Source organism: Neorhizobium sp. PAMB6630, assembly GCF_058242775.1.
This window is the reverse complement of the sequence record NZ_CM177836.1, coordinates 61,783-84,529: the sequence shown is the minus strand read 5'-3', so window position 1 is coordinate 84,529 and position 22,747 is coordinate 61,783. Positions and strand designations below refer to the sequence as shown.

Annotated in this window: 17 protein-coding genes; 8 read left to right on the top strand and 9 right to left on the bottom strand. The window is 61.4% G+C overall.

Annotation, left to right across the window (positions count from 1 at the left end):
• The first annotated feature begins 21 nt into the window (after positions 1–21).
• Positions 22–1,707, top strand: a complete 1,686-nt coding sequence (locus tag AC4CWF_RS00395; protein WP_491283179.1) for a heparinase II/III family protein — start codon at positions 22–24, stop codon at positions 1,705–1,707.
• Positions 1,708–1,837: 130 nt separating this feature from the next.
• Positions 1,838–3,454 carry a bifunctional phosphoribosylaminoimidazolecarboxamide formyltransferase/IMP cyclohydrolase gene (gene purH, locus AC4CWF_RS00390; protein ID WP_491283178.1) on the top strand — a complete coding sequence of 539 codons (1,617 nt, stop codon included), beginning with the start codon at positions 1,838–1,840 and terminating at the stop codon, positions 3,452–3,454.
• 66 nt (positions 3,455–3,520) lie between these two features.
• Here purH and AC4CWF_RS00385 read toward each other — a convergent pair whose 3' ends face one another.
• On the bottom strand, positions 3,521–4,855 hold the full coding sequence (locus AC4CWF_RS00385; protein ID WP_491285513.1) for an MFS transporter: 1,335 nt from the start codon (positions 4,853–4,855) through the stop codon (positions 3,521–3,523).
• 91 nt (positions 4,856–4,946) lie between these two features.
• Positions 4,947–9,698, bottom strand: a complete 4,752-nt coding sequence (locus tag AC4CWF_RS00380) for an NAD-glutamate dehydrogenase (RefSeq protein ID WP_491283177.1) — start codon at positions 9,696–9,698, stop codon at positions 4,947–4,949.
• A gap of 149 nt (positions 9,699–9,847) precedes the next feature.
• Here AC4CWF_RS00380 and pdxY point away from each other — a divergent pair, with 149 nt between their 5' ends.
• Together pdxY and AC4CWF_RS00370 are read left to right on the top strand one after the other, a co-directional pair.
• Positions 9,848–10,717, top strand: a complete 870-nt coding sequence (gene pdxY / locus AC4CWF_RS00375; protein ID WP_491283176.1) for a pyridoxal kinase PdxY — start codon at positions 9,848–9,850, stop codon at positions 10,715–10,717.
• A 140-nt stretch (positions 10,718–10,857) separates the two neighbouring features.
• Complete coding sequence (locus AC4CWF_RS00370) at positions 10,858–11,499, top strand: carbonic anhydrase (protein WP_491283175.1); 642 nt, start codon at positions 10,858–10,860, stop codon at positions 11,497–11,499.
• A gap of 48 nt (positions 11,500–11,547) precedes the next feature.
• Here the strand turns inward: AC4CWF_RS00370 and AC4CWF_RS00365 are convergent, their stop codons facing one another.
• The gene (locus AC4CWF_RS00365; protein ID WP_491285511.1) at positions 11,548–12,321 is read right to left on the bottom strand and encodes a lytic murein transglycosylase; all 774 of its coding nucleotides are present in this window, start codon (positions 12,319–12,321) and stop codon (positions 11,548–11,550) included.
• A 234-nt stretch (positions 12,322–12,555) separates the two neighbouring features.
• The gene (locus AC4CWF_RS00360) at positions 12,556–13,590 is read right to left on the bottom strand and encodes an aspartate-semialdehyde dehydrogenase (protein WP_491283174.1); all 1,035 of its coding nucleotides are present in this window, start codon (positions 13,588–13,590) and stop codon (positions 12,556–12,558) included.
• A gap of 415 nt (positions 13,591–14,005) precedes the next feature.
• Here AC4CWF_RS00360 and AC4CWF_RS00355 point away from each other — a divergent pair, with 415 nt between their 5' ends.
• Genes AC4CWF_RS00355 through AC4CWF_RS00345 form a run of 3 tightly spaced genes read left to right on the top strand, consistent with a single transcriptional unit; the run spans position 14,006 to position 17,997 of the window.
• Positions 14,006–15,076, top strand: a complete 1,071-nt coding sequence (locus tag AC4CWF_RS00355; RefSeq protein WP_491283173.1) for an MraY family glycosyltransferase — start codon at positions 14,006–14,008, stop codon at positions 15,074–15,076.
• Positions 15,077–15,095: 19 nt separating this feature from the next.
• Entirely contained in the window at positions 15,096–16,058 is a 963-nt protein-coding gene (locus AC4CWF_RS00350; RefSeq protein WP_491283172.1) for a UDP-glucose 4-epimerase family protein, read from the top strand.
• Positions 16,059–16,092: 34 nt separating this feature from the next.
• The gene (locus AC4CWF_RS00345; protein WP_491283171.1) at positions 16,093–17,997 is read left to right on the top strand and encodes a polysaccharide biosynthesis protein; all 1,905 of its coding nucleotides are present in this window, start codon (positions 16,093–16,095) and stop codon (positions 17,995–17,997) included.
• A gap of 3 nt (positions 17,998–18,000) precedes the next feature.
• Here AC4CWF_RS00345 and AC4CWF_RS00340 read toward each other — a convergent pair whose 3' ends face one another.
• The 5 genes from AC4CWF_RS00340 to AC4CWF_RS00320 form a co-directional block, all read right to left on the bottom strand.
• Positions 18,001–18,834 carry a phosphatase PAP2 family protein gene (locus AC4CWF_RS00340; protein WP_491283170.1) on the bottom strand — a complete coding sequence of 278 codons (834 nt, stop codon included), beginning with the start codon at positions 18,832–18,834 and terminating at the stop codon, positions 18,001–18,003.
• A 252-nt stretch (positions 18,835–19,086) separates the two neighbouring features.
• Positions 19,087–20,196, bottom strand: coding sequence for a 3-isopropylmalate dehydrogenase (leuB, locus tag AC4CWF_RS00335; protein WP_491283169.1), 1,110 nt, complete (start codon positions 20,194–20,196; stop codon positions 19,087–19,089).
• 103 nt (positions 20,197–20,299) lie between these two features.
• Positions 20,300–20,686, bottom strand: a complete 387-nt coding sequence (locus AC4CWF_RS00330) for a RidA family protein (RefSeq protein WP_491285509.1) — start codon at positions 20,684–20,686, stop codon at positions 20,300–20,302.
• 20 nt (positions 20,687–20,706) lie between these two features.
• Positions 20,707–21,312 carry a 3-isopropylmalate dehydratase small subunit gene (gene leuD, locus AC4CWF_RS00325; protein WP_491283168.1) on the bottom strand — a complete coding sequence of 202 codons (606 nt, stop codon included), beginning with the start codon at positions 21,310–21,312 and terminating at the stop codon, positions 20,707–20,709.
• 169 nt (positions 21,313–21,481) lie between these two features.
• Positions 21,482–21,730, bottom strand: coding sequence for a hypothetical protein (locus AC4CWF_RS00320; RefSeq protein WP_491283167.1), 249 nt, complete (start codon positions 21,728–21,730; stop codon positions 21,482–21,484).
• A gap of 111 nt (positions 21,731–21,841) precedes the next feature.
• On the opposite strand from AC4CWF_RS00320, the gene AC4CWF_RS00315 reads away from it, so the two are divergent.
• Entirely contained in the window at positions 21,842–22,747 is a 906-nt protein-coding gene (locus AC4CWF_RS00315; protein WP_491283166.1) for an HpcH/HpaI aldolase/citrate lyase family protein, read from the top strand.

The following is a 22,747-nucleotide window of genomic DNA, read 5'->3' as shown; positions in this document are numbered from 1 at the left end:
CAGGGATTTCCGGATTTGACGATGCTCATGGCAGAGCGCCGACACCATGTTGCTCTCTGGACGACGGAGGCCCGCAGGCGCCTCTGCCGGCGCATGACTACGCTTGGGATGGCGCGTTGCCGCGTGCTGCTCGACGTGCCGGACCGGCTGGTGGTGGCACCGACCGACCTGCGGTCCGTCGATCCCTATATTGCCGAGGAGATCATGGAGGGGCGCTTTGCACTGGCCGGAAAGCTGCTGGAGGCCGGCGACATCTCGCCTTTCCTGATGCAGCTTCCCTCGCGCGCCTTTGCCGATCGCCTGCATTCCTTCGCCTTCCTGCGGCATATGCGGGCAATCCGCACGCCCCAGGCGCGCACGCGCGCCCGCAGCCTCGTCTCGTCCTGGATGAACCTGCACAACCGCAAGATTTCCGGCATTGCCTGGGAACCGCAGGTGGCAACCGAACGGATGATCGCCTTCCTCTGTCATTCGCCGGTCGTGCTGCAGGGGGCTGAAAGCGGCTTTTACCGGCGCTTCATGAAAAGCCTTGCCGTCCACCGCCGTTACCTCAGCAAGGTGGCCGGCTGCCTTGGAGACAGCGAAACACGGCTGCGCATCCATATCGCGCTGGCCATGGCCTCGCTAGCCATTCCCTCGACAGACAAGGCCATCCGCCGCGAAGGCCACAGGCTCGACCGGGAGCTTGAGCGCCAGATCCTTGCCGATGGCGGGCACGCCTCGCGCAATCCGCGTGCGGCACTCGAACTGCTGCTCGACCTCTTGCCGCTGCGCCAGACCTATATCAATCTTGGCCAGGACGTGCCGGGCAAGCTCATCCCGACGATCGACCGGATCTTTCCGGCGCTGCGTTTCTTTCGCCACCAGGACGGCGACCTCGCCCTGTTTAATGGCGCAAGCGCCACGCCCGCCACCGAGCTGATGTCGGTGCTGCGTTATGACGAAACCGGTGGAAAGCCGTTCAAGGCCCTGCCCCACAGCCAGTATCACCGCCTGACCGCCGGAGAGACGATCCTTCTCATCGATGCCGGAAAGCCGACCTCGCCGGAACTGTCGCGGTCGGCGCATGCCGGGTGCCTGTCGTTTGAGATGTCAGCCGGGCGCAACCGTTTCATCGTCAATGCCGGGGCGCCAAAATTTTCGGGCCGCGATTTTCGCCTGCTGTCGCGCTCGACGGCGGCTCATTCCACTGCAACGCTTGGCGAAACCTCCTCGGCGCGCATCCTCACCTCAAGTTTTCTCGGGCCGATGATGGTGGATGGGCTGGAGACCGTGGAGGCACGGCGCTGGGACGATGCCTATGGCAATGACTGGGTGAAGGCCTCCCATGATGGGTATCTGAAAAACTTCGGCTACATCCACCAGCGCGAAATCGGCCTTGCGGCGAAGGGCAACAAGATCAAGGGGCACGATCACTTCTTCATGCCAGACGGCGCGGGCGGCAAGGCCGGTCGTTCCGTGCCGGGCACGCTGCGCTTCCACGTGCATCCCGCCATCCTCATGCAGAGGCTGCAGGCCGATACGATCCGCATGGCAGCCCCCGATGGAGAAACCTGGCTGTTTTCCGTGCCCGGCCAGACGGTCGCCATCGAGGAAGACGTGTTCTTCGCCGATGTCTCTGGAATACGGGGCAGCCATCAGCTGGTCGTCGAGTTTTCCCTGCCGGACACCTGCGACCTGCGCTGGATGCTGAAGCAGCAGGTTTGAGCGCAAAACGACCGTCTGCGCGCGTCAGGCGGCCGCCAGCCGTTTCCTCCGGCGCCAAGCTGTGCTAACGCGGCGCGGATTGAGGCGCCCGCCGCAGACGGGGCCAAGTTACCCAGCACGGAGTTCCCCGATGGCCGTCGTTTCCAAGATGATCCCCGCCCCCGACAAAGTGAAAATTCGCACGGCGCTTCTGTCGGTCTCCGACAAGACCGGCATCGTGGAGCTGGCCCGCGCGCTTGCAGATCACGGCGTGAAGCTTCTGTCGACCGGCGGCACGTTCAAGGCGATCCGTGAGGCGGGCCTTGATGTGACCGATGTGTCTGATGTCACCGGCTTTCCGGAAATCATGGACGGCCGCGTCAAGACGCTGCATCCGGGTGTGCATGGCGGGCTTCTTGCCATCCGCGACGATGCCGAGCATGTGAAGGCGATGGAAGAGCACAAGATCGGCGCGATCGATCTTGCCGTCATCAACCTTTATCCGTTCGAAGAAGTCCGGGCTGCCGGCGGCGATTATCCGACGACGGTCGAAAACATCGATATCGGCGGTCCGGCGATGATCCGCGCCGCCGCCAAGAACCATGCCTATGTGACCATCGTCACCGATCCGCAGGATTATCCGCAGCTGATCGAGGCGATGCGCGCCGACGAGGGCAAGACGGCTTACGCCTTCCGCCAGAAGCTTGCGGCCCGTGCCTATTCCCGCACGGCCGCCTATGACACGATGATTTCCAACTGGTTTGCCGAAGCGCTCGATATCGAGATGCCGCGCTACCGCACCGTCGGCGGCATTCTGGCCCAGGAAATGCGCTACGGCGAAAACCCGCACCAGTCCGCCGGCTTTTACCTGACCGGCGACAAGCGCCCCGGCGTATCGACGGCAACCCTCATCCAGGGCAAGCAGCTTTCCTACAACAACATCAACGATACGGACGCGGCTTACGAACTGGTCAGCGAATTTCCGGCCGAGATGGGTGCTGCCTGCGCCATCATCAAGCACGCCAACCCCTGCGGCGTCGCCATCGGTTCCTCGCTCGTTGATGCCTATGGCCGGGCGCTTGCCTGCGACAGCACCTCTGCCTTCGGCGGCGTGATCGCGCTCAACCAGATGCTGGATGCGGCAACGGCAGAACAGATCATCAAGCTGTTTACCGAAGTCATCATCGCGCCGGATGCCTCGGAAGAGGCCAAAGCGATCATTGCGAAAAAGCCAAACCTGCGCCTGCTCGTGGCCGGTGGCCTGCCGGATCCGCGCTCGCGGGGCCTCACCGCCAAGACCGTCTCCGGCGGACTTCTCGTCCAGACCCGCGACAATGGCATGGTGGAAGATCTCGATCTGCGCGTCGTGACCAAGCGCGCGCCGAGCGAGCAGGAACTGATCGACATGAAGTTTGCCTTCAAGGTGGCAAAACATGTGAAATCGAACGCCGTGGTCTATGCCAAGGACGGCCAGACGGCCGGCATTGGCGCTGGCCAGATGAGCCGCGTCGATTCCGCCCGCATCGCCGCCCTGAAGGCTGAAGAGGCCGCCAAGGTGATGGGCTGGGCGGTACCGATGACGCAAGGCTCCGCCGTTGCCTCCGAAGCCTTCCTGCCGTTTGCCGATGGTCTTTTGTCGATGATTGCCGCCGGCGCCACCGCCCTCATCCAGCCGGGCGGCTCGATGCGCGACGAAGAGGTGATTGCGGCCGCCGACGAACATGGCGTTGCCATGGTGTTTACCGGCATGCGCCATTTCCGCCACTGATTGCGGTCGAGCCTCAAACCATCCTGCAAAATGCCCGGGTTACGCCCGGGCATTTTTCGTTGAGGATCAGCGCTCTTCCGGGCGCTCCACGGCCGGATAACGGGTTCCGATCAGAAGAACGAGGCCGGCGAGAAGAAACAGAATGAGCATGGCCATACCGAGCCGCGCCGAGCCTGAGGCATAGGTGACGAGCGAGAAGGAGAGCGTTGCCATGAAACTCGTGGCGCGGCCGGACAGCGCATAAATGCCGAAATAGCGCCCGGCCTCATCCGGATGCACGCTGCGCGACAGATAGGAGCGCGACGAGGCCTGCACGGGACCAAACGCCATGCCGATCAGCGCGCCGAAGAGCAGATAAACCTTTTCGGCCGCGGTCGAGAAAACCCCGCCGGTATCGACAGGCGACAGCGGTACAAGCCCGAACAGGATGTAACCGGGCGCCGTCGAGATGATGCCGAGCGTTGCGATGAGCAACAGAACAAGGCTGAGGATGACGACGGTTTTTGAGCCGGACAGCCTGTCGATGTGGCCGGCAGCAAGGCAGCTGAAGATCGCGACGACATTGATGAGGATGCCGAACAGGCCGATTTCGAGCGTCGCCCAGCCGAACATGCCCGCCGCAAAGGCGCCGCCGAGGATCAGAAGACCGTTCACGCCGTCCTGGTACAGCATGCGGGCGATGAGAAATCGAAGGATCGTGCGGCGTCGCGCCACCAGTTCGCCCAGCGTGGCGGAAAGCTCCCGCACACCGGAGACAACGGCGGTTTTCATTGGTTCGCCGCGCTTGGCATCCGGCGTGAAAAAGAACATCGGCAGGATGAAGAGAAGATACCAGCCGGCAGCCAGAGGTCCCGTGATGCGCGCATCTTCGCCGAGCGCCGGATCGAGCCCGAAGAGCGGCGCCATGCCGAGGATCGTCACCCCCGTCTTCGGATCGGCCGCCAGAAAACCGACGACGAAGATCAGCACCACCATGCCGCCGAGATAACCCAGCCCCCAGGCGGTGTTGGAGACACGGCCCACCTCGCTTGCCGGCACCAGCCGCGGCATCATCGAATCATTGAACACGATGGAAAATTCCGCCGCGATCGAGGCAAGTATCATAAAGGTAACCGGCCAGACGAGGGCTGAGCCCGGGGCTGCAAACCAGAGCATCGCCAGCGATGCAATCTTCACCACGGCAAAACAGGCGATCCACGGCTTTCGCGGGCCGGACTGATCGGCAATCGCACCGAGGACCGGCGACAGAAGCGCGATCACGATGGAGGAAACGGTTGCCATGTTGCTCCACATGGCCTGGGCTGCCACGGGATCCTCTGTGAGGCGGGCGACGAAATAGGGCCCGAAGACGAAGGTGGTCACCACCGTGAAGAAGGGCTGGGCTGCCCAATCGAACAGCATCCAGCCCCAGATTCCGCGGGACGGCACCTTGGGCACCGTCCCGGAGTTTTCAAACGTCACGGCGCTCCTCCCGTTTCAGAGCGCCATTGGATCACCGAACCCCGGTCTGGGCAAGGTCCGTGAACAGGCTGGCCGCCACCATCATCCGGGCCAGTGTCGTGTCGCCGCCTTCGCTCAAGGCCAGCAATTCGCTGCTGATGCGGTTGAGGCGCACCCGGTCGTCGGCAAGCCAGGCTTCCAGCGGCTTGTCGTCGGCACCATGCGTCTGGAGCGCAATCGTCACGATATCCCGCCTTGCCGCTGCGATCTGCTGCAGGGCGCGGATGATGGCGAGGTTTTCGTAATGATCGGCCGTGCCGAACCGTTCGCCCGCCTCCAGGAAACGATTGACCCGGAACGTGTCGGTGGCGTGGAAATAAACCTCCGTTGCCCGCGACAGGGGCGCACCGCTGCGCTCGGAAATCAGCATGATTTCCGGCACCAGCACTAAGTTGGGCAGAAGGTCGAGTTCGCCTGCAAGCGCGGCCGGCACGCCCTCGATGGGTGCGGCACCTTCGCCTGCCGCCGTGCTGCGGATGGTGCTGCGCAAGCCGTCGATGCCGGCCCGGATGCGCTTGATGGCATCTTCCACCGGAGCAGCAACAATGCCGGTCTGCAGGATGAAGATGGTGGCGCCGAAGAAGATCTCGCCGATACGCTCGTAAAGATCGTTCTGGACCTCTCCATCCAGCGTGCCATCCAGCGCATCGACCGCCGCCCAGAGTTTTGGCAGGTCGTAGGCATCGCGGGCGATGAAGGCGGCTTTCACCACATCCACCTGCGCGCGACCGCTGATATCGCTCATCATCTGGGCAAAGCCCGGACCGCCGCGGTTGATCACCTCGTTCGCCAGCACCGTTGCGATGATTTCGCGGTGCAGACGGTGGTGAGCAATGTCATTTGCATAAGCCACCTGCATGGGGCCCGGGAAGTAGGCCGTCAGCACAGCGCCAAAGTAGGGATCATCCGGCAGATCACTTGCCACGATCGCATCAAACAGTACGATCTTGGCATAGGAGAGAAGCACGCCCACTTCCGGGCGCGTCAGCGGCTTGCCGGCGGCATACCGTTCGGCAAGTTCGGCATCATCCGGCAGCGTTTCCACCTTGCGGTTCAGCTCGCCGCGCCCTTCCAGCGCCGACATCAGCCGCGACAGTTCCTCGCGGTTGCGCACGCCGCGCCGGGTCGTCAGTGAAATGGCCAGCGATTGCAGGTAGTTGTTGCGCAGCACGAGCGCCCCGACATCCGCCGTCATGGAGGCCAGGAGAATATCACGCTTGTCGCGCGGCAGGCGTCCATCCTGCATGGCGGGGCTGAGCGCAATCTTGATGTTGACCTCGACGTCGGAGGAATTGACGCCGGCCGAGTTGTCGATGGCATCGGAGTTGCAGCGTCCGCCGGAGAGCGCATAGGCAATGCGGCCCTTCTGCGTGACACCGAGATTGGCGCCCTCGCCGATAACCTTCGCCCGGACTTCGCCAGCGGTCACGCGGATCGGGTCATTGGCGCGGTCACCGACTTCCGCATCCGTTTCGGACATGGCCTTGATATAGGTGCCGATGCCGCCGAACCACAGAAGATCGACCGGGCTTTTGAGGATCGCCGTGATGATCTCGAAGGGCGTCGCGACATCCTTGTCGATCCCGATGGCAGCCTTCGCCTCCGGCGTCAGCTTTACCGATTTTTCCGTGCGTGGAATGACCATGCCACCCTTGGAGAGAACCGAGCGGTCAAGATCCTGCCAGCTGGAGCGCGGCAGGGCGAACATCCGCTCGCGCTCGGCAAAGGTCTTTTCCGTATCCGGATCCGGGTCGATGACGATGTCGCGGTGGTCAAAGCAGGCAATCAGGCGGATATGCCGCGACAGCAGCATGCCGTTGCCAAACACGTCGCCCGACATGTCGCCGACGCCAGCCACGGTAAACGGCGTGGTCTGGATATCCACGTTCATCTCGCGGAAATGGCGTTTGACTGCCTCCCAGGCGCCGCGGGCGGTAATGCCCATCTTCTTGTGGTCGTAACCTGCCGAACCGCCGGAGGCAAAGGCGTCGTCCAGCCAGAAGCCCGCCTCCTGCGCCAGGCCGTTTGCCGTATCGGAAAAGGTCGCCGTGCCCTTGTCGGCAGCGACAACGAAATAGGGATCGTCGCCATCGAGCCGCAGCGTATCATCAGGACCGACGATCTCGCCGCCGACGATGTTGTCGGTGATCGACAGGAGCGTGCGGATAAAGGTCTTGTAGGCTTCGCGGCCGGCATTAAAGAAGGCATCGCGCTGGGCGGGCGACGGCAGCTTTTTCGGGAAAAAGCCGCCCTTGGCACCCACGGGCACGATGACTGCGTTCTTCACCTGCTGGGCCTTCACAAGCCCCAGCACTTCCGTACGGTAATCCTCACCGCGATCCGACCAGCGCAACCCGCCGCGGGCCACCTTGCCGAAGCGCAGATGAACGCCCTCCACTTCCGTGCCATAGACAAAAATTTCGCGGAAGGGTTTTGGCTCCGGCAGGCCGTCCAGCAGTTTTGGATCGAGCTTGAAGGCAATCATCGGTTTGGGCAGGCCATCGGCACCGGTCTGGAAATAATTGGTGCGCAATGTCGCATCGATGGCGTTGACATAACGGCGCAGCGTGCGGTCGTCATCGAGATTGGGAACCGCCGTCAAGGCCTCCTCGATGGCGGCATGATGGCGGGTGAGCAGCGCCTCGCGCTCGCTGTCGTCCAGTTTCGGATCGAAACCATCGCTGAACAGGGCAAAGAGATCGCGGCTGATCGTCGGATAACGCACCATCGTATCGGCGATATGGGCCTGCGAATAAACGATACCCGTCTGGCGCAGATAACGCGCATAGGCCCTGAGCACGGTCACTTCGCGCACGGAGAGCCCAGTCAGGAGAACAAGCCGGTTGAAGCTGTCATTGTCGGCGGAGCCATCGAAGGCCGAGAGGAAAGCTTCCTCCACCAAAGGCGCCTCGCGCTCCATATCGATCGAGCGATCGTCATGAAGCTGAAGCTCCATGTCATGCAGCACGATGCGCGTGCGGCCTTCCGTCAGCACAAGGTCGAAGGTGCGCTCGCTCACCACCTGGAAGCCGAGATTTTCCAGAAGCGGTACACGCCGCGACAGGGCAAGATGGCCCCCGGCATGGAAGATCTTCAGAGACAGGATGCGCCGCGCGCCGTCCTTGCGCTCGTAAAGCGCAATGCGGATCGGCTCTCCCCCGGCGCAGGCGAGGATATCGGGCAGATCGGCAAAGGTCTCCTCGGGCGAAAAAGCTTCCTGGAAGGCGAAACTGGTTTCAATGGCCGGGCTGTCGGGTCCGGCAAGTCCGGCAAAACGATCGGCCCACGGGGTCGAGATCTCACGGATCGCCTCTTCCAGCTGCGGTTGGGGAATGTGAGGCGTATTGCCGAGCCTGCGGCCGATGATGAAATGCACCCGCGCATTGCCGCCTTCGGGGAAGGCCGGATAATAGGCGGAAACATGGCCTTCGAAGGTTGCTGCGAGATAGGCACCGATCTTCTCGCGCACCACCGAATTGTAGTTTTCACGCGGTACGTAGACGAGAATGGACACGAAGCGATCAAAATGGTCGATACGTGCCAGTGCCCGCACGCGCGGCCGCTCGGCAAGCTCCATGATCTGCTCGCAGTAGCGCGCCAGAAGATCCGGATCGATCTGGAACAGGTCGTCACGCGGATAGGATTCCAGCGTATTGCGCAGCATGCGGCCGGAATGACTGAGCGGATCGAAAGCGAAATGCTCCTCCACCCGGGCCGCCTTGGCGCGCAGCAGCGGAATTTCGCTCACCGAATGGGTATAGGCGGTGCCGGTAAACAGGCCGACGATACGCAGTTCGCCCGTCACCCTGCCCTCGGCATCAAAACGCTTGACGCCGACATAATCCATATAGGCGCGCCGGTGGACTGTGGATTTCACATTGGCCTTGGTGACGATAAGGAAATCCTCGCCCTGCAGAAACTGCAGGATTTCCGGTGTCGTTGTCACCTGATCCTTACCCTGGCGCAGTACAAGCACATCGGGATCCGAGAGAATGCCGAGGCCTCTTCCCTCGCCGCGCTCCAGCGTCGCCTGAGGGCCGTCGCCGGAATAGATATATTCACGCATACCAAGGAAAATGAAATTGCCATCGCGCAGCCATTTGAAGAAATCGAGCGCCTCGTCCCGTTCTCCCTTGCGGCCGGTGATCGGCGCTTCCTTCATCTCGCGGCTGGCCCCCTTCAAGAGGGAGAGCATCGGCTTCCAGTCGGTAATGACGGCATGGACCTTGTCGAGCACCTGGCGCAGCCGCGCCATCAGGTCTGCGGCCTGCTCGTCCGTGATCGGTGCCAGATGAATCTGGATGAGGCTGACATGCTCGCTCGCCGCCTGGCTTCGTTCGTAGGAATAAAGCCCCGGCGCCTTGCCAGGCTGCACGTCGAGGATCGGATGCACGGCAAGCGTGATATCCCGGAAGGTGCTGGTTACCTCACCCATCACCGAATCGAACAGGAAAGGCATGTCGCGGTCGATCACCGTCAGCACCGACACCGGCACGCCATTGGGGGCGACGCCCGTAACCGTTGCAACGGAGATGCGCGCGGTCTCGCCCGTCCAGGCCTCAAGCTCTCGCCCGGCATATTCGGCAGACGCCGCCAGCATTTCCGGCGAATAGGCGGCAACGTCGTCATTGCTTGCCCGGCCAAACAGAATATCCGGATCAAGCCTGACGCCGCCGCTTTCCGCCCAGGCGGCACGGGCCAGTTGGATCTGCTTTTCCCGCTTCGGATTACGCTTGGCAGCCATGCTTTCCTCCCTTTGCTTCGTTATGAGCTATTCAACCGATGTTTGAGGCATTAAGGCAGCTCTGGAACAGGTTCTCGCATAGTTTTATGAGTTTTATTGACACCAGACCGTGAAAAATCGACCCAATCGTTGAAAACAGGCTTTTCCTCATGTCCGACACCCATGCCGTCATCGTTATTTCGAGCCATGTGATTCGCGGTTCCGTTGGAAACCGCGCTGCCGTGTTCGCACTCGAGACGATGGGCCTGCCCGTCTGGGCGCTGCCGACCGTCATCATGCCCTGGCATCCGGGCCATGGCCCCTCGACGCGGGTGGTGATACCGGAGGATCAATTCGAGAAGATCATCGAGGATCTGATCCGCGCGCCCTGGCTTTCCGAGGTGAAGGCGGTGCTCACGGGTTATTTCGGCCACGCCTCGCAGCCGCCGCAGGTTGCCCGCCTGATTGCAGCGCTGAAGGCAAAAAATCCGGACCTTCTTTATGTCTGCGATCCTGTCATGGGCGATAAGGGCGGCCTCTACGTGCCGGAGGCGACGGCTGTGGCGATCCGGGAAGACCTTATCCCGCTTGCCACGCTTGCGACGCCAAACCGCTATGAACTCGCCTGGATGTCCGGTGCCGATCTCGACACCAATGCGGCGATCATGGATGCGGCCCTTTCGCTGGGACCGGCAAAGATGCTGGTGACCTCGGCCGTGCCGATGATGTCCGGCGGCACCGGCAATCTTTACCTCACGGGAAAACACGCACTGCTTGCCGAACACCGGCTGATCGAGAATGCACCCAACGGCCTTGGCGACCTGATGTCGGCGGTGTTTCTTGCCCGGCTTCTGTCCGGCATGGATGAGGAAAAGGCACTGCAACTGGCAACCGCCAGCGTGTTTGAGGTTCTGGCCCGCACCGCCAAGCGCGGCGGTGACGAGTTGACGCTGGAAACCGACGCGGCCAGTCTCTCCACGCCGATGGCCATGGTGCAGCTGCGCCACCTCATGCATCCGTCCCGCAGCATCCGCCGCTAGCCGCCAGGCCCCAAGAAATGCACGCTGAAGGCGTGTTTGAACAAACGGGTTCAACGCAGAAGGATTGTGCCTCGTCAATTCCGGTTTCTGCCGGGGTCGTGACTGTTGATCTTCCTCGCACGCAAGGCTAATCAAAGCGCATGACAGATTTTCCGCCCTCCCTTCTTTCCGGTTACGACAACTTCATGAGCGGCCGCTACAGCGGGGAGCGCGAGCGCTACCGCACCCTGGCCGAAACAGGCCAGAAACCGCATACGCTGGTGGTGGCCTGTTGCGACAGCCGGGCAGCACCTGAGACGATTTTCGATTCAGGACCCGGCGAACTTTTCGTCGTGCGCAATGTCGCAAACCTTGTGCCGCCCTACGAGCCGGATGGCCAGTATCACGCAACCTCGGCAGCACTCGAATATGCCGTCCAGGTGCTGAAGATCCGCGATATCGTGGTGATGGGCCATGGCCGCTGCGGCGGTATCCAGGCAGCGCTTGATCCCATGGACGAGCCGCTGTCGCCGGGTGACTTCATCGGCAAGTGGATGGGCCTGCTGCGCCCGACCGCCGAACAGATCCCAAGCCTTGATGTACTGACCCAGTCCGAACGTCAGACAGCCCTGGAACGGGTGTCGATCCGCAATTCCATCGCCAACCTGCGCACGTTTCCCTGCGTGAAGATCCTTGAGGAAAAGGGCCGCATGCGTGTCCACGGCGCCTGGTTCGACATCTCCACCGGCGAGCTGTGGGTCATGGATGCCAAGACCGGCGACTTCATCCGGCCCACTCTCTGAGCCGGATGGTTGACCTCGGGCGCCGGATACCGGGTTGACCGGACGGGCTTATTGCCCGTCGATCTTGGCGCCCATATAGGCAATCGCCTGCTGGTAGACGGTGGCGGCATTCCAGCCTTCGATGGCGGTAAAGTTCGGCTGACCCTGCTGATAACCTGCACCGCGCTGCCAGCCATGCCCGACGAGGAAGTTTGCCGTCGAGGCGAGCGCATCGGCGCGCGAGCGCACCATGTCGATATGACCGTCGCCATCGCCATCGGCACCGTAACGCAGCACGTTCAGCGGCAGGAACTGTGTCTGGCCGATTTCGCCATGGGCAGCACCCTTGGCTGTGGGGCTGAGATCGCCACGCGCCACAAGCTGCAGGGCCGCATAAAGCTGTTCGGTAAAATAGGCCGAGCGGCGGCAGTCATAGGCAAGCGTTGCCACGGCCGACAGCGTATGCTGGTCGCCCATGAAACTGCCAAAACCGGTTTCCATGCCCCAGATCGCCAGGATCGGTCCAGCCGGAACGCCGTAGCGGCGTTCGATATTGGCAAACAGGGAAGCATTGGAAGCCTTCATCGTCTTGCCGCGTGCGATGATGGTGGTGGCACCACGCTTCTGCAGGAATTCGTCGAAGGAGAGCTTGAAGCTCTTCTGGCCGCGGTCGGCGCGGATCGTCGGGCGATTGTAGCTGACGCCGGAAAAGGCCTGCTGCACCACGGAGGCCGGAATGCCCTGGGCCGGTGCCTGCTGCTTGAATGCCTGCACCCAGGCATCGAAGCCCGACGCATCATTGCCGCAGCTGGCAGCCTGCGCGGCAGAGACCGTCAGCATCATCGCAGCGCCGACAGCGCCACCCAGAACAGTTTTCAACATTCGTCAGATCCCATGCTTGTCTTGGAAACGCTGCTCATCTTGCGCGTCTCCCGTTGCTCGTCTGGGTTATGGGTGCGCTCGTGGCTCTCGACAACCTTTCCGTCCATGAAAAGATCGTGATCCGCCCGAACGAAAAAGCCCCGCCCTGAAGGCGAGGCTTTATCATGTCATGCTTACCAAAAGGTAATTTTTCGTTCAGGCAGCCTGCTTGCGCGGCTTGATCAGGCCACGATTGACGAGAAGCTCGGCAATCTGAATGGCATTCAGGGCAGCACCCTTGCGCAGGTTGTCGGAAACGACCCAGATGTTGAGGCCGTTCTCCACCGTCGCATCCTCGCGGATACGCGAAATGAAGGTCGCATCTTCGCCGGCGCATTCCAGCGGCGTGATGTAACCGCCGTTTTCATGCTTGTCGATGACGAGGCAACCCGGGGCTTCGCGCAGGATGTCACGGGCCTGATCGGCGGTGATCTCGTTTTCGAACTCGATGTTGACCGATTCCGAATGGCCGATGAAGACGGGAACGCGCACGGCCGTGCAGGTGACCTTGATCTTCGGATCGAGCATCTTCTTGGTTTCGGCCAGCACCTTCCACTCTTCCTTCGTGTAGCCGTCTTCCATGAAGCTATCGATATGCGGAATGACGTTGAAGGCGATGCGCTTGGTGAACTTCTTGGATTCGACCGGATCGGCGACGAAGACGGCGCGCGTCTGGGTGAACAGTTCGTCCATGCCTTCCTTGCCCGCGCCGGAAACCGACTGGTACGTGGACACGACGACGCGCTTGATCTTGGCAAAATCATGCAGCGGCTTCAGCGCCACGACCAGCTGGGCCGTCGAGCAATTCGGGTTGGCGATGATGTTGCGACGGGTAAAGCCGTCGATCGCATCCGGATTGACTTCCGGAACGATGAGCGGAACATCCTGATCATAACGCCAAGCGGACGAGTTATCGATGACGACGCAGCCCTGCGCGCCGATCTTCGGCGACCACTTCTGCGAGATCGTGCCGCCTGCCGACATCAGGCAGATATCGGTATCGGAAAAATCATAATGCTCGAGGTTGGACACCTTCAGCACCTTGTCGCCGAACGACACTTCGGTGCCCTGCGACCGTGCGGAGGCAAGCGCCACCACTTCATCGACGGGGAAGCCGCGCTCGGAGAGAATGTTCAGCATTTCCCGGCCGACATTGCCGGTTGCGCCGACCACTGCAATCTTGAAACCCATTTTCCTGCTCTCTTTCTCTTCTCTCCTCGGGCTTTGAGGGGGAAACACGATAAAAACCGTGCTTCCTTGTCCCCGGCCGAACCGGGGAGAGAGCGGTAGGCCAGAGACGTCAGACGGTTTTCGTCGTCGTTTTGGCCTTGGTTTTGGAGGATACGCATGCGAAAAGCGGCGCTCCGGCCACATGTGCCGGACCAAATGAAGCTGCGATGTGACTGTCGCTGCGATACATTCTTGCTTCCCTTCGGATGAACTCCTTAGAAGATTTCGCAGGCGAGTCAAGCGTTGCTGAGGCGCAACCTTTTCTTCCCGACGCCGTTGCGGGCCAGATGATGGCCCATGAGAGCATGCCGCATGAAAAGGACGCGCAATTTGCGAGTGATCGACCGCCGGAACCTGCAACCGGGAGCGACCGCCGATGCTGAGTGAGCTTGTCAGCCTCCCGCGCCCTGGCATCCTTGCGGCCTGCGCTCTCACAAGCGCGCTCTGCGTTTTCGTGATCATCGCAAAGGCCCGCGATCTCGGCCTCGTGCAGGCGCCGGTGGCGCGCTCCTCGCATGTGCGGCCAACGCCAACCGGCGGCGGCATCGGCATCGTTGTCGGCACGCTGCTTTGCGGCCTGCTGATGCCCGGCGGCAACGGGCAGACGCTGTCACTGCTGCTGCTCGGCGCCATCATGGCCGCCATCGGCCTTTTTGATGACTGGCGACCGCTGGCTGCGCGCGTACGCCTGCCGTTACAGGCAATAATCGTTTTTCTTGCCATCTGGATCACCGACGGAACGGTGGCAATCGCCGGCAATGCCGGAGCGGTTTTCCAGCTCGCAGCCGGCCTTCTTCTGCTGCTCGGCGGGCTCTGGTGGGTCAATCTGTTCAACTTCATGGACGGCATAGACGGAATTGCCGGCCAGCAGGCGGTCATGATGATGATCTCTGCCATGGCAATCGCCGCTATCGGCACACCAGAGGCGATCGACAGCGGGGCGTGGTGGCTGATGGCGGCCACGGCGATCTCGACGACCGCCTTCCTGCTCTTCAATTTCCCCCCGGCGCGCATCTTCATGGGTGATGCCGGCAGCACGTTTCTCGGCTTCATCATCGTGGCCATGGCCATGACGAGCCTTCACACCGGGTGGCTGACCCTGCCGCAATGGTTGATCCTTTCGGCACTGTTTGCAAGCGACGCCACCGTGACGCTGATCATCCGCTATCTGAGGGGTGAAAACCTTGCCGAGGCACACCGCTCACATGCCTACCAGCGCCTGGCGCGGCGGTTCGGCGGCGCGCGGCCCGTCACCCTGTCGGCCTTCGGCGTCAACCTTTTCGTCATCCTGCCGCTGGCGCTCCTCACCAGTGACACCGGTTTTGGCTGGTTTACGGTGTTTCTGGTCTATCTGGCCACGGCCGGACTTGCGCTTCTCGCCGGTGCAGGCCTTCCCGATCACGAAACGGCAAGCACATCCACCTATCGAAAGCTGTTGAAACGATGAGCAGAAGGACGACAAGCGCGTGTATCTGATCACTGGCGCCACAGGTTTTGTCGGGCAAGCCCTCTGCCGGATGCTGGAAGAGCGCGGCCTGCCGTTTCGTCCGGCAAGTCGTCTCCCCCGCCCGGGCCATTACACGATCGGTACCATCACCGGGCAGACCGACTGGGGGCAAGCGCTTGCTGGCGTCGATACCGTTATTCACCTTGCCGCACGCGTGCATGTGATGCAGGAAACGGCAAGCGATCCGCTTGCCGATTTCAGGGCGATGAATGTCTATGCCACGCTCAATCTTGCCCGCCAGGCCGCAGATGCCGGCGTGCGCCGGTTCGTTTTCGCAAGCTCCATCAAGGTGAACGGCGAAAGCACACCGGAGGGCAAAAGCTTCAGCGCCGACGATCCACCGGATCCGCAGGATGCCTATGGTCTCTCCAAGGCCGAAGCCGAGCGGGCGCTTCTCGCCTTTGGCAAGGAGAGCGGCCTGGAGATCGTGATCGTGCGCCCGCCGCTGGTTTATGGTCCAGGTGTCGGTGCCAATTTCGCGCTGTTGATGCGCCTTGCCGGCAGCGGCCTGCCCTCCCCCTTTAGCGCCTGCGACAACCGCCGCTCGCTGGTCTATGTCGGCAATCTCTGCGACCTTCTCCTCACCGCCGCACATCATCCGCGAGCAGCCGGACAGGTTTTTTTGGCAGGCGATGGCGAGGATCTTTCCACGCATCAGTTGTTCAGCCGGCTGGCGCAACTGCAGGGACGTCATGCCGCAAGCCTGCCGATCCCTCCCAGCCTGCTGAAAACACTGGCAAAGTTGACCGGAAAGACTTCAATCAGCGACCGCTTGCTTAAGAATCTGCAGGTGGATATAGGGAAGGCCGGTTCACTGCTCGATTGGGTCCCCCCCTATCCGGTGGCCTACGGTCTGCAGCAAACGGTGGCCCGGGAAAAATCACCCGGATCGTCACCCAATCAGGGCAAGGCGGCCCCATGATCGGCGCGAAAGGCTTCAAGATGCGAGCAGTTGCATGGCTTTAACTGACGTGCTGCGACGCATGATTGAGGAAATGCCGCGTTTCTGGAAACGCGTGCTGCTGATCGGCTTCGACGTTGTGGCACTGATCGTCGCGCTCTGGGCCAGTTATGCGCTGCGCTATGCCGTGTGGTGGCCTGACGTTTCGCCGGAGCGCATTCTCCTCGCCTTTCTTGCCCCGGCGATTGCCATCCCGATCTTCATCCGCATGGGGCTTTACAGGGCTGTCATCCGTTATCTCCCCGATACGGCCATCTGGACGATCCTGAAGGCCATGGGCATTGCGACGATGATCTGGGTCATCCTCGTCTTCCTGATGGAGATGTCCGGCCGCGGCATTGTTCCCCGTTCCATTCCCTTCTTCTATTTTGCCATCGGGACGGCCCTCGTCGGGGGCTCGCGTTTCACCACCAAGATCATCCTCAGCCACGGCACCGGCCTGCGCCGCGATGAGCAGCCGGTGTTCATCTACGGCGCCAGCGCCTCCTCCGTGCAACTGGCGCAGGCGCTGCGCGGCAGCGGAAACCGCTTCATCGTCGGCCTGCTGGACGAGGATCCTGACCACCATGGCCGCGATGTCGGGGGGTATCGCGTCTTCAATCCGGCAAACCTGCCGCGGCTGATCGAACAATACGGCGTGCAGGAAATCATCCTGTCGCTCTCCACAATCTCCGCCGACCGGCGGCGCAGCGTGATCGGCAGCATCAGCGGGCTTGGCGTAAAGATCCGCACCGTTCCGGATATTTCAGACCTGGTGGATGGCCGGTATCTTGCAAACCAGATCCGCGAGATCGAGATCGACGAATTGCTCGGCCGCTCCTTCGTGCCGCCGGATCCGCAACTGATCGACAGTATCGTAGAGGGCCGGGTGATCATGGTCACCGGCGCCGGCGGCTCCATCGGCTCGGAACTCTGCCGGATGATCGTGCAGTGGAAGCCGAAATGCCTCGTGCTGTTTGAGGCGAACGAATTTGCGCTCTACAAGATCGAGCGGGAACTGGCAGGCCTTACCCGCTGCCAGATTGTGCCCTTCCTCGGTTCGATCACCCATCAGGCGCGGGTGAAGCAGGCAATCGACACCCACAAGGTGGATGTGCTTTATCATGCGGCTGCGCACAAGCATGTGCCCATGCTCGAGGTCAACGCGCTGGAGGGTATCGAGAACAATGTTTTTGGCACGCTGACGGTCGCAAAGACCGCCTTCGAGGCCGGTGTCGGCAATTTCGTGCTGATCTCGTCGGACAAGGCGGTGCGCCCCACCAATGTGATGGGTGCCACCAAGCGCTGGGCCGAACTGATCATCCGGCAGATGGCTCTGGAGGCTGAACGCAGTGGCAGCGGCCAGCATTTCTGCGCGGTGCGCTTCGGCAATGTGCTTGGCTCCAACGGCTCGGTCGTGCCGCTGTTCAAGCAGCAGATCGCCGATGGCGGCCCGGTGACCGTCACGAACCCGGAGATGACGCGTTATTTCATGTCGACCCAGGAGGCGGCCGAACTGATCGTGCAGGCGAGTGCGCTTTCCGTCGGGGGCGATATCTTCCTCCTGGAGATGGGTGAGCCGGTCCGCATCGGTGATCTCGCAGAAAACATGATCCGGCTGGCCGGTTTTACCGTGCGCAATGCTGAAAACCCCGATGGCGGCATCGAGATCCGCGTGACAGGCAATCGCCCGGGTGAAAAACTGTTCGAGGAACTGTTCTACGACATGGCGAACGCCATGAAGACGCAGCACCCGAAGATCCTGCGCGCCGACACCAAGATCGGCTCCCATGACGATGTGCTGAAGGCCCTGCAGGCCCTGAAGGCCGCCGTGGATACCGAAGACGAGGCGGCGGCCCGCACAGTGCTGTTCCGCTTCATCGGGCTTGACTGTCCGGGCACAAAAAACACTGACGCCTGAAGTCTATCGGGCGAGCACCGGTTCCAGCCTCAGGGCGGTGGATGGCTGTGGCGAATGTGCGCGCGTTCGCCCGAGGCGCAATTGCGGCAGGCGGCTCCAGTCGGGGCGCTCCAGCGGAACGGGGCGGCAAAGCTGCGGCAAGGCACCATTCTGTGCCCGGAACAGAAGTCCGTAACGCGCAAACATCCCGGCGGTAAAGATCGAGAACCACGCTCCGAACACCAGGCCGGCCATGACGTCACTTGGATAATGAACGCCGATGATGACGCGGGAAAAGCCGAGCCAGAGGCCAAGCACCAGGCAATGTACACGGTAAGCCGGAGCCATCAGGGCAATCGCCATCATCAGGGCGCCGATGGTCGTCGCGTGGCCGGACGGAAAACTTTCGAAATGATAGCTGCCATGAAAAGGTGAAAAGCCGAAAGCGCCCCAGTCCGCCTGCGAAGGGGGCCGCACACGGCCGATCAGCCGCTTGGCAAGGTTCGCCGCAAGACCTGAAAGCGCAACCGTCAGAAAGATATAGGCCGCGAGATGGCAGAGGAAAAATGCCTGCAGGCGGTGCCTTGCCGTGCGAGCAAGTCGCCCCCGGCAAAGCGCTTCGAAGAACAGCATGGCGCAAGCCATCAGGATCCAGCCGGATTTGCCGAAATCCGTGACGAAGCTGCCGATCGGCTTCAGGATGGAGGGCGTGCGCGCCACATAGGCCGATACCGGCTCATCCAGCAGGAATACCGACAGAAGAACGAGATTGAGCGCGACAAAAAGACAGGAAAAGTGACAGTCCGTGCGAAAACTTCCGCAGTAACGGTCATGACGCCGCCTCAGCTTTTCAATCATCCCATATGCTCCCCAAAGCCTATACAGATCCTAACCGGGATTTATGACAGGGATTTTGGCAAGGACCGCCGTTGGCATGATAAAGACAGGCCCGTTGATCTTGCGGGCGCCGGTTAAAGTGGCCCAGACTTTGAGGAACGGGCCGCCGGCTTTTCACGGCAAGAGCGATTGGAAGCTCGAGGGGTAAAAAAAATGCCCCGCACTGGGCGGGGCATTGCAGGTTTCAGTTATGCGCAGACCCGTTGGCCAGCATCAGGCAGACAGGGCCTTGAATTCGGCAAGGATGGCATCGCCCATTTCCGACGTGCCGACCTGCGTGCAGCCTTCGGCCATGATGTCGCCGGTGCGGATGCCCTTGTCGAGCACGTTGGCAATCGCCTTTTCCAGCCGGTCGGCTTCTTCGACCTTGTTGAAGGAATAGCGCAGGCACATGGCAAACGACGCGATCATGGCGATCGGGTTGGCAATGCCCTTGCCGGCAATGTCAGGTGCCGAACCGTGGACGGGCTCGTAGAGCGCCTTGCGCTTGCCGGTTTTTCCATCGGGTGCGCCAAGCGAAGCCGAGGGCAGCATGCCGAGCGAACCGGTCAGCATGGCCGCGACGTCCGACAGCATGTCGCCGAAGAGGTTGTCGGTGACGATCACGTCAAACTGTTTTGGCGCGCGCACCAGCTGCATGCCGCCGGCGTCAGCCAGCATGTGCTCCAGCACCACGTCGGAGAATTTTGCCTTGTGCGTTTCGGTTACCACCTGGTTCCACAAGACGCCCGACTTCATCACGTTGCGCTTTTCCATGGAGCAGACGCGGTTCTTGCGGGTGCGCGCCAGTTCGAAGGCAACACCCGAGATGCGCTCGATCTCGTAGGTATCGTAGACCTGCGTATCGATGGCGCGCTTCTGGCCGTTACCAAGATCGGTGATCGTCTTCGGCTCGCCGAAATAAACCCCACCGGTCAGCTCGCGCACGATGAGGATATCAAGCCCTTCAACCAGTTCCGGCTTCAGCGAGGAGGCATTGGCAAGCGCCGGATAGCAGATCGCCGGGCGCAGGTTGGCAAACAGTTCAAGATCCTTGCGCAGGCGCAAAAGGCCGGCTTCCGGGCGAACATCATAGGGAACCGCATCCCATTTCGGGCCGCCAACGGCGCCGAACAGGACCGCATCGGCATTCATCGCCTTTTCCATGTCGCCTTTGGAAATGGCGGCGCCATGCGCATCGTAGGCTGAGCCGCCGACCAGGCCTTGCTCGGTCACAAAACCGGCACCCAGTGCCTCGTTCATGTGGTCGATGATCTTCACGACTTCGGCCATGGCCTCGGGGCCGATACCGTCACCGGGAAGCAGGAAAAGCGAATGAGACATGATGATGCGTGTCCTTGAGAAATTGGCAGGCATGATGCGCCACGGGTGGCGCCTCCCCAGCTTCGCCCGCGCCTGCCGCAGGACGAAGCCGCAGACTGTTTTTTTATTCCGAACCTGCGCCGCGCCGCGCGGTGACCTCGATTTCGATCTTCATTTCCGGGCGCACCAGGCCGCAGACCACCATGGTGGCTGCCGGACGGATGGCACCGAAGACATCGCCCAGTACGGGGACGATGGCATCGTAATGGGCGAGGTCGCTGAGGTAATAGCGCACGCGCAGCACGTCGTTCAACGCACTCCCTGCCTCCTCAAGCGCCTTGGCAATCGTGTGGAGGGCGTTGCGCGTCTGTTCGCCGACATCGTCAGGCATGACCATCCGGCTATAATCATAACCGGTGGTGCCGGAGACATAGATCATGTCGCCATCCACGACGGCGCGCGAATAACCGATCGTCGCTTCAAAGGGAGAGCCCGACGAGATGCGTGTCACCACCGGAGCCTCCTCACATGTCAGAGCCAGGGGCGCTCGGCCTGCATCTTGTTTTCAAACGAGGCGATGGCGCCATCGCTCTTCATTGTGGTGGCGATGTCGTCGAGGCCTTCCAGCATGATGTGCTTGCGGGCCGGATCGATGTCGAAGGTGATCGTGCCGCCATCGGGACCGGAAATTTCCTGCGCTTCCAGATCCACCGTCAGCACGGCATTGGAACCGCGCGAGGCATCGTCCATCAGCTTGTCGAGATCGTCCTGCGAGACCACGATCGGCAGGATGCCGTTCTTGAAACAGTTGTTGTAGAAAATGTCGGCAAAGGACGTGGAGATGACGCAGCGGATGCCGAAGTCCAGAAGCGCCCAGGGTGCGTGCTCGCGCGAGGAGCCGCAGCCGAAATTGTCGCCGGCGACCAGGATCTTGGCGTTCTGGTAGGCGGGCTTGTTGAGCACGAAATCGAGGTTCGGCGAACCATCTTCGAGGTAACGCGCTTCGGCAAACAGGCCGGTGCCGAGGCCGGTGCGCTTGATCGTCTTCAGGTAATCCTTCGGAATGATCATGTCCGTGTCGATGTTGACGACAGGAAGCGGCGCAGCAACGCCGGTGAGCTTGGTAAATTTATCCATGATCTGCCTCCGCGAGACTTGTTCTGCGGATGCTGCCATAGACCAATTTCAGGGAGATTTGAAGGCCGGTTTGCCATCAAACGGTACGCCGAACCTCTGGATCGACGTACCCGTCATCACATTGTGATCTGAACTGCTTAAAGACAGAGCCGCTGACAGGCGATCGCCTTTAAAGATCGATGATTGTGCCGCGACCGTCGTTCCAGACGCGCATGTCTTTTGCCTGCGCCGAATTTTTGGCGCCCGATGCCTTGGCGCGCACCGGAACGGGTTTATGGCGAAGGGTGAGCGCTCTCACGGCCGTAAACACAGTGAGCATGGCGGCAAAGGCAAGCGTAATGGATGCCGTGAGCACGACAACAGCGGTGATGGCGGCAATGCCGGCAAGGCCAAGGAAGAGTGCGCGGATATTCTGCATGGTTTTGAACCTTTCTTCTTGTGGAAATGTGGGCTTTTCTCTCGACACTTGCAAGGGCTTTTGCCCTACTGCGCTCTTGCGCCTCATCACAAAGCTTGTCACAAAGTCGCGATGTCCCATTCGCTTGCTCCGGCTCTTCGCCCGCAACGCTCGCTTTTGAGCGTGCCCGCCATCAACCAGCGCGCGCTGGACAAGATTTCTTCGCTTGCCTGCGACGGTGTGATCTTTGATCTGGAGGATTCGGTCGCACCGGAAAAGAAGGACGAGGCACGCGCCAATCTCTCGGCCTTCTTCGAGCAGCCGCCGGCTGGCAATCGCCTCTCGATCATCCGCATCAACCCGCTTGCTTCGACATTAGGCGCGGATGATCTGGCACTCGTTGTCTCCACCCGCCCCGATGCCGTGCTTTTGCCGAAAGTGGAAAGCGTCGCTGACGTTCAAGCCGTGGAACACGCCCTCAACGAGGCCGGCGTGCCCGAAACCACAAAAATCTGGGCGATGATCGAGACGGCCAAAGGCGTGCTTCATGCGGGCGCCATCGCTGGTTCACGTGAAACATCTGTGCCGCGGCTGGAAGGTTTGGTCGTTGGCCTGAATGATCTGCGCAAGGAAACCCGCGTGCCAGCGCGACAAGGCCGCAGCTTTCTCATTCCCTGGCTGATGCAGGTGGTGCTTTCCGCCCGCGCCCACGGGCTCTGCGTCATCGACAGCGTGTTTAACGATTTTCGCGATGCAGACACTTTCGAGAGCGAATGCCGCCAGGGCCGCGACATGGGCTTTGACGGCAAGATGCTGATCCACCCAGCCCAGATCGGCCCGGCAAACCAGCATTTCGGCCCGGATCCCGAGGCCGTCGCAGAGGCTGAGGCCATCATCGCCGCCTTTTCGACACCGGAGGCGCAGACCCTCAACGTGATCAACCTCAACGGCCGCATGATCGAGCGGCTGCATCTGGTCGAGGCCGAACGGCTTGTGCAGCTGGCCCATCGGATCGAAAAAACCAATCTTATCGATTAA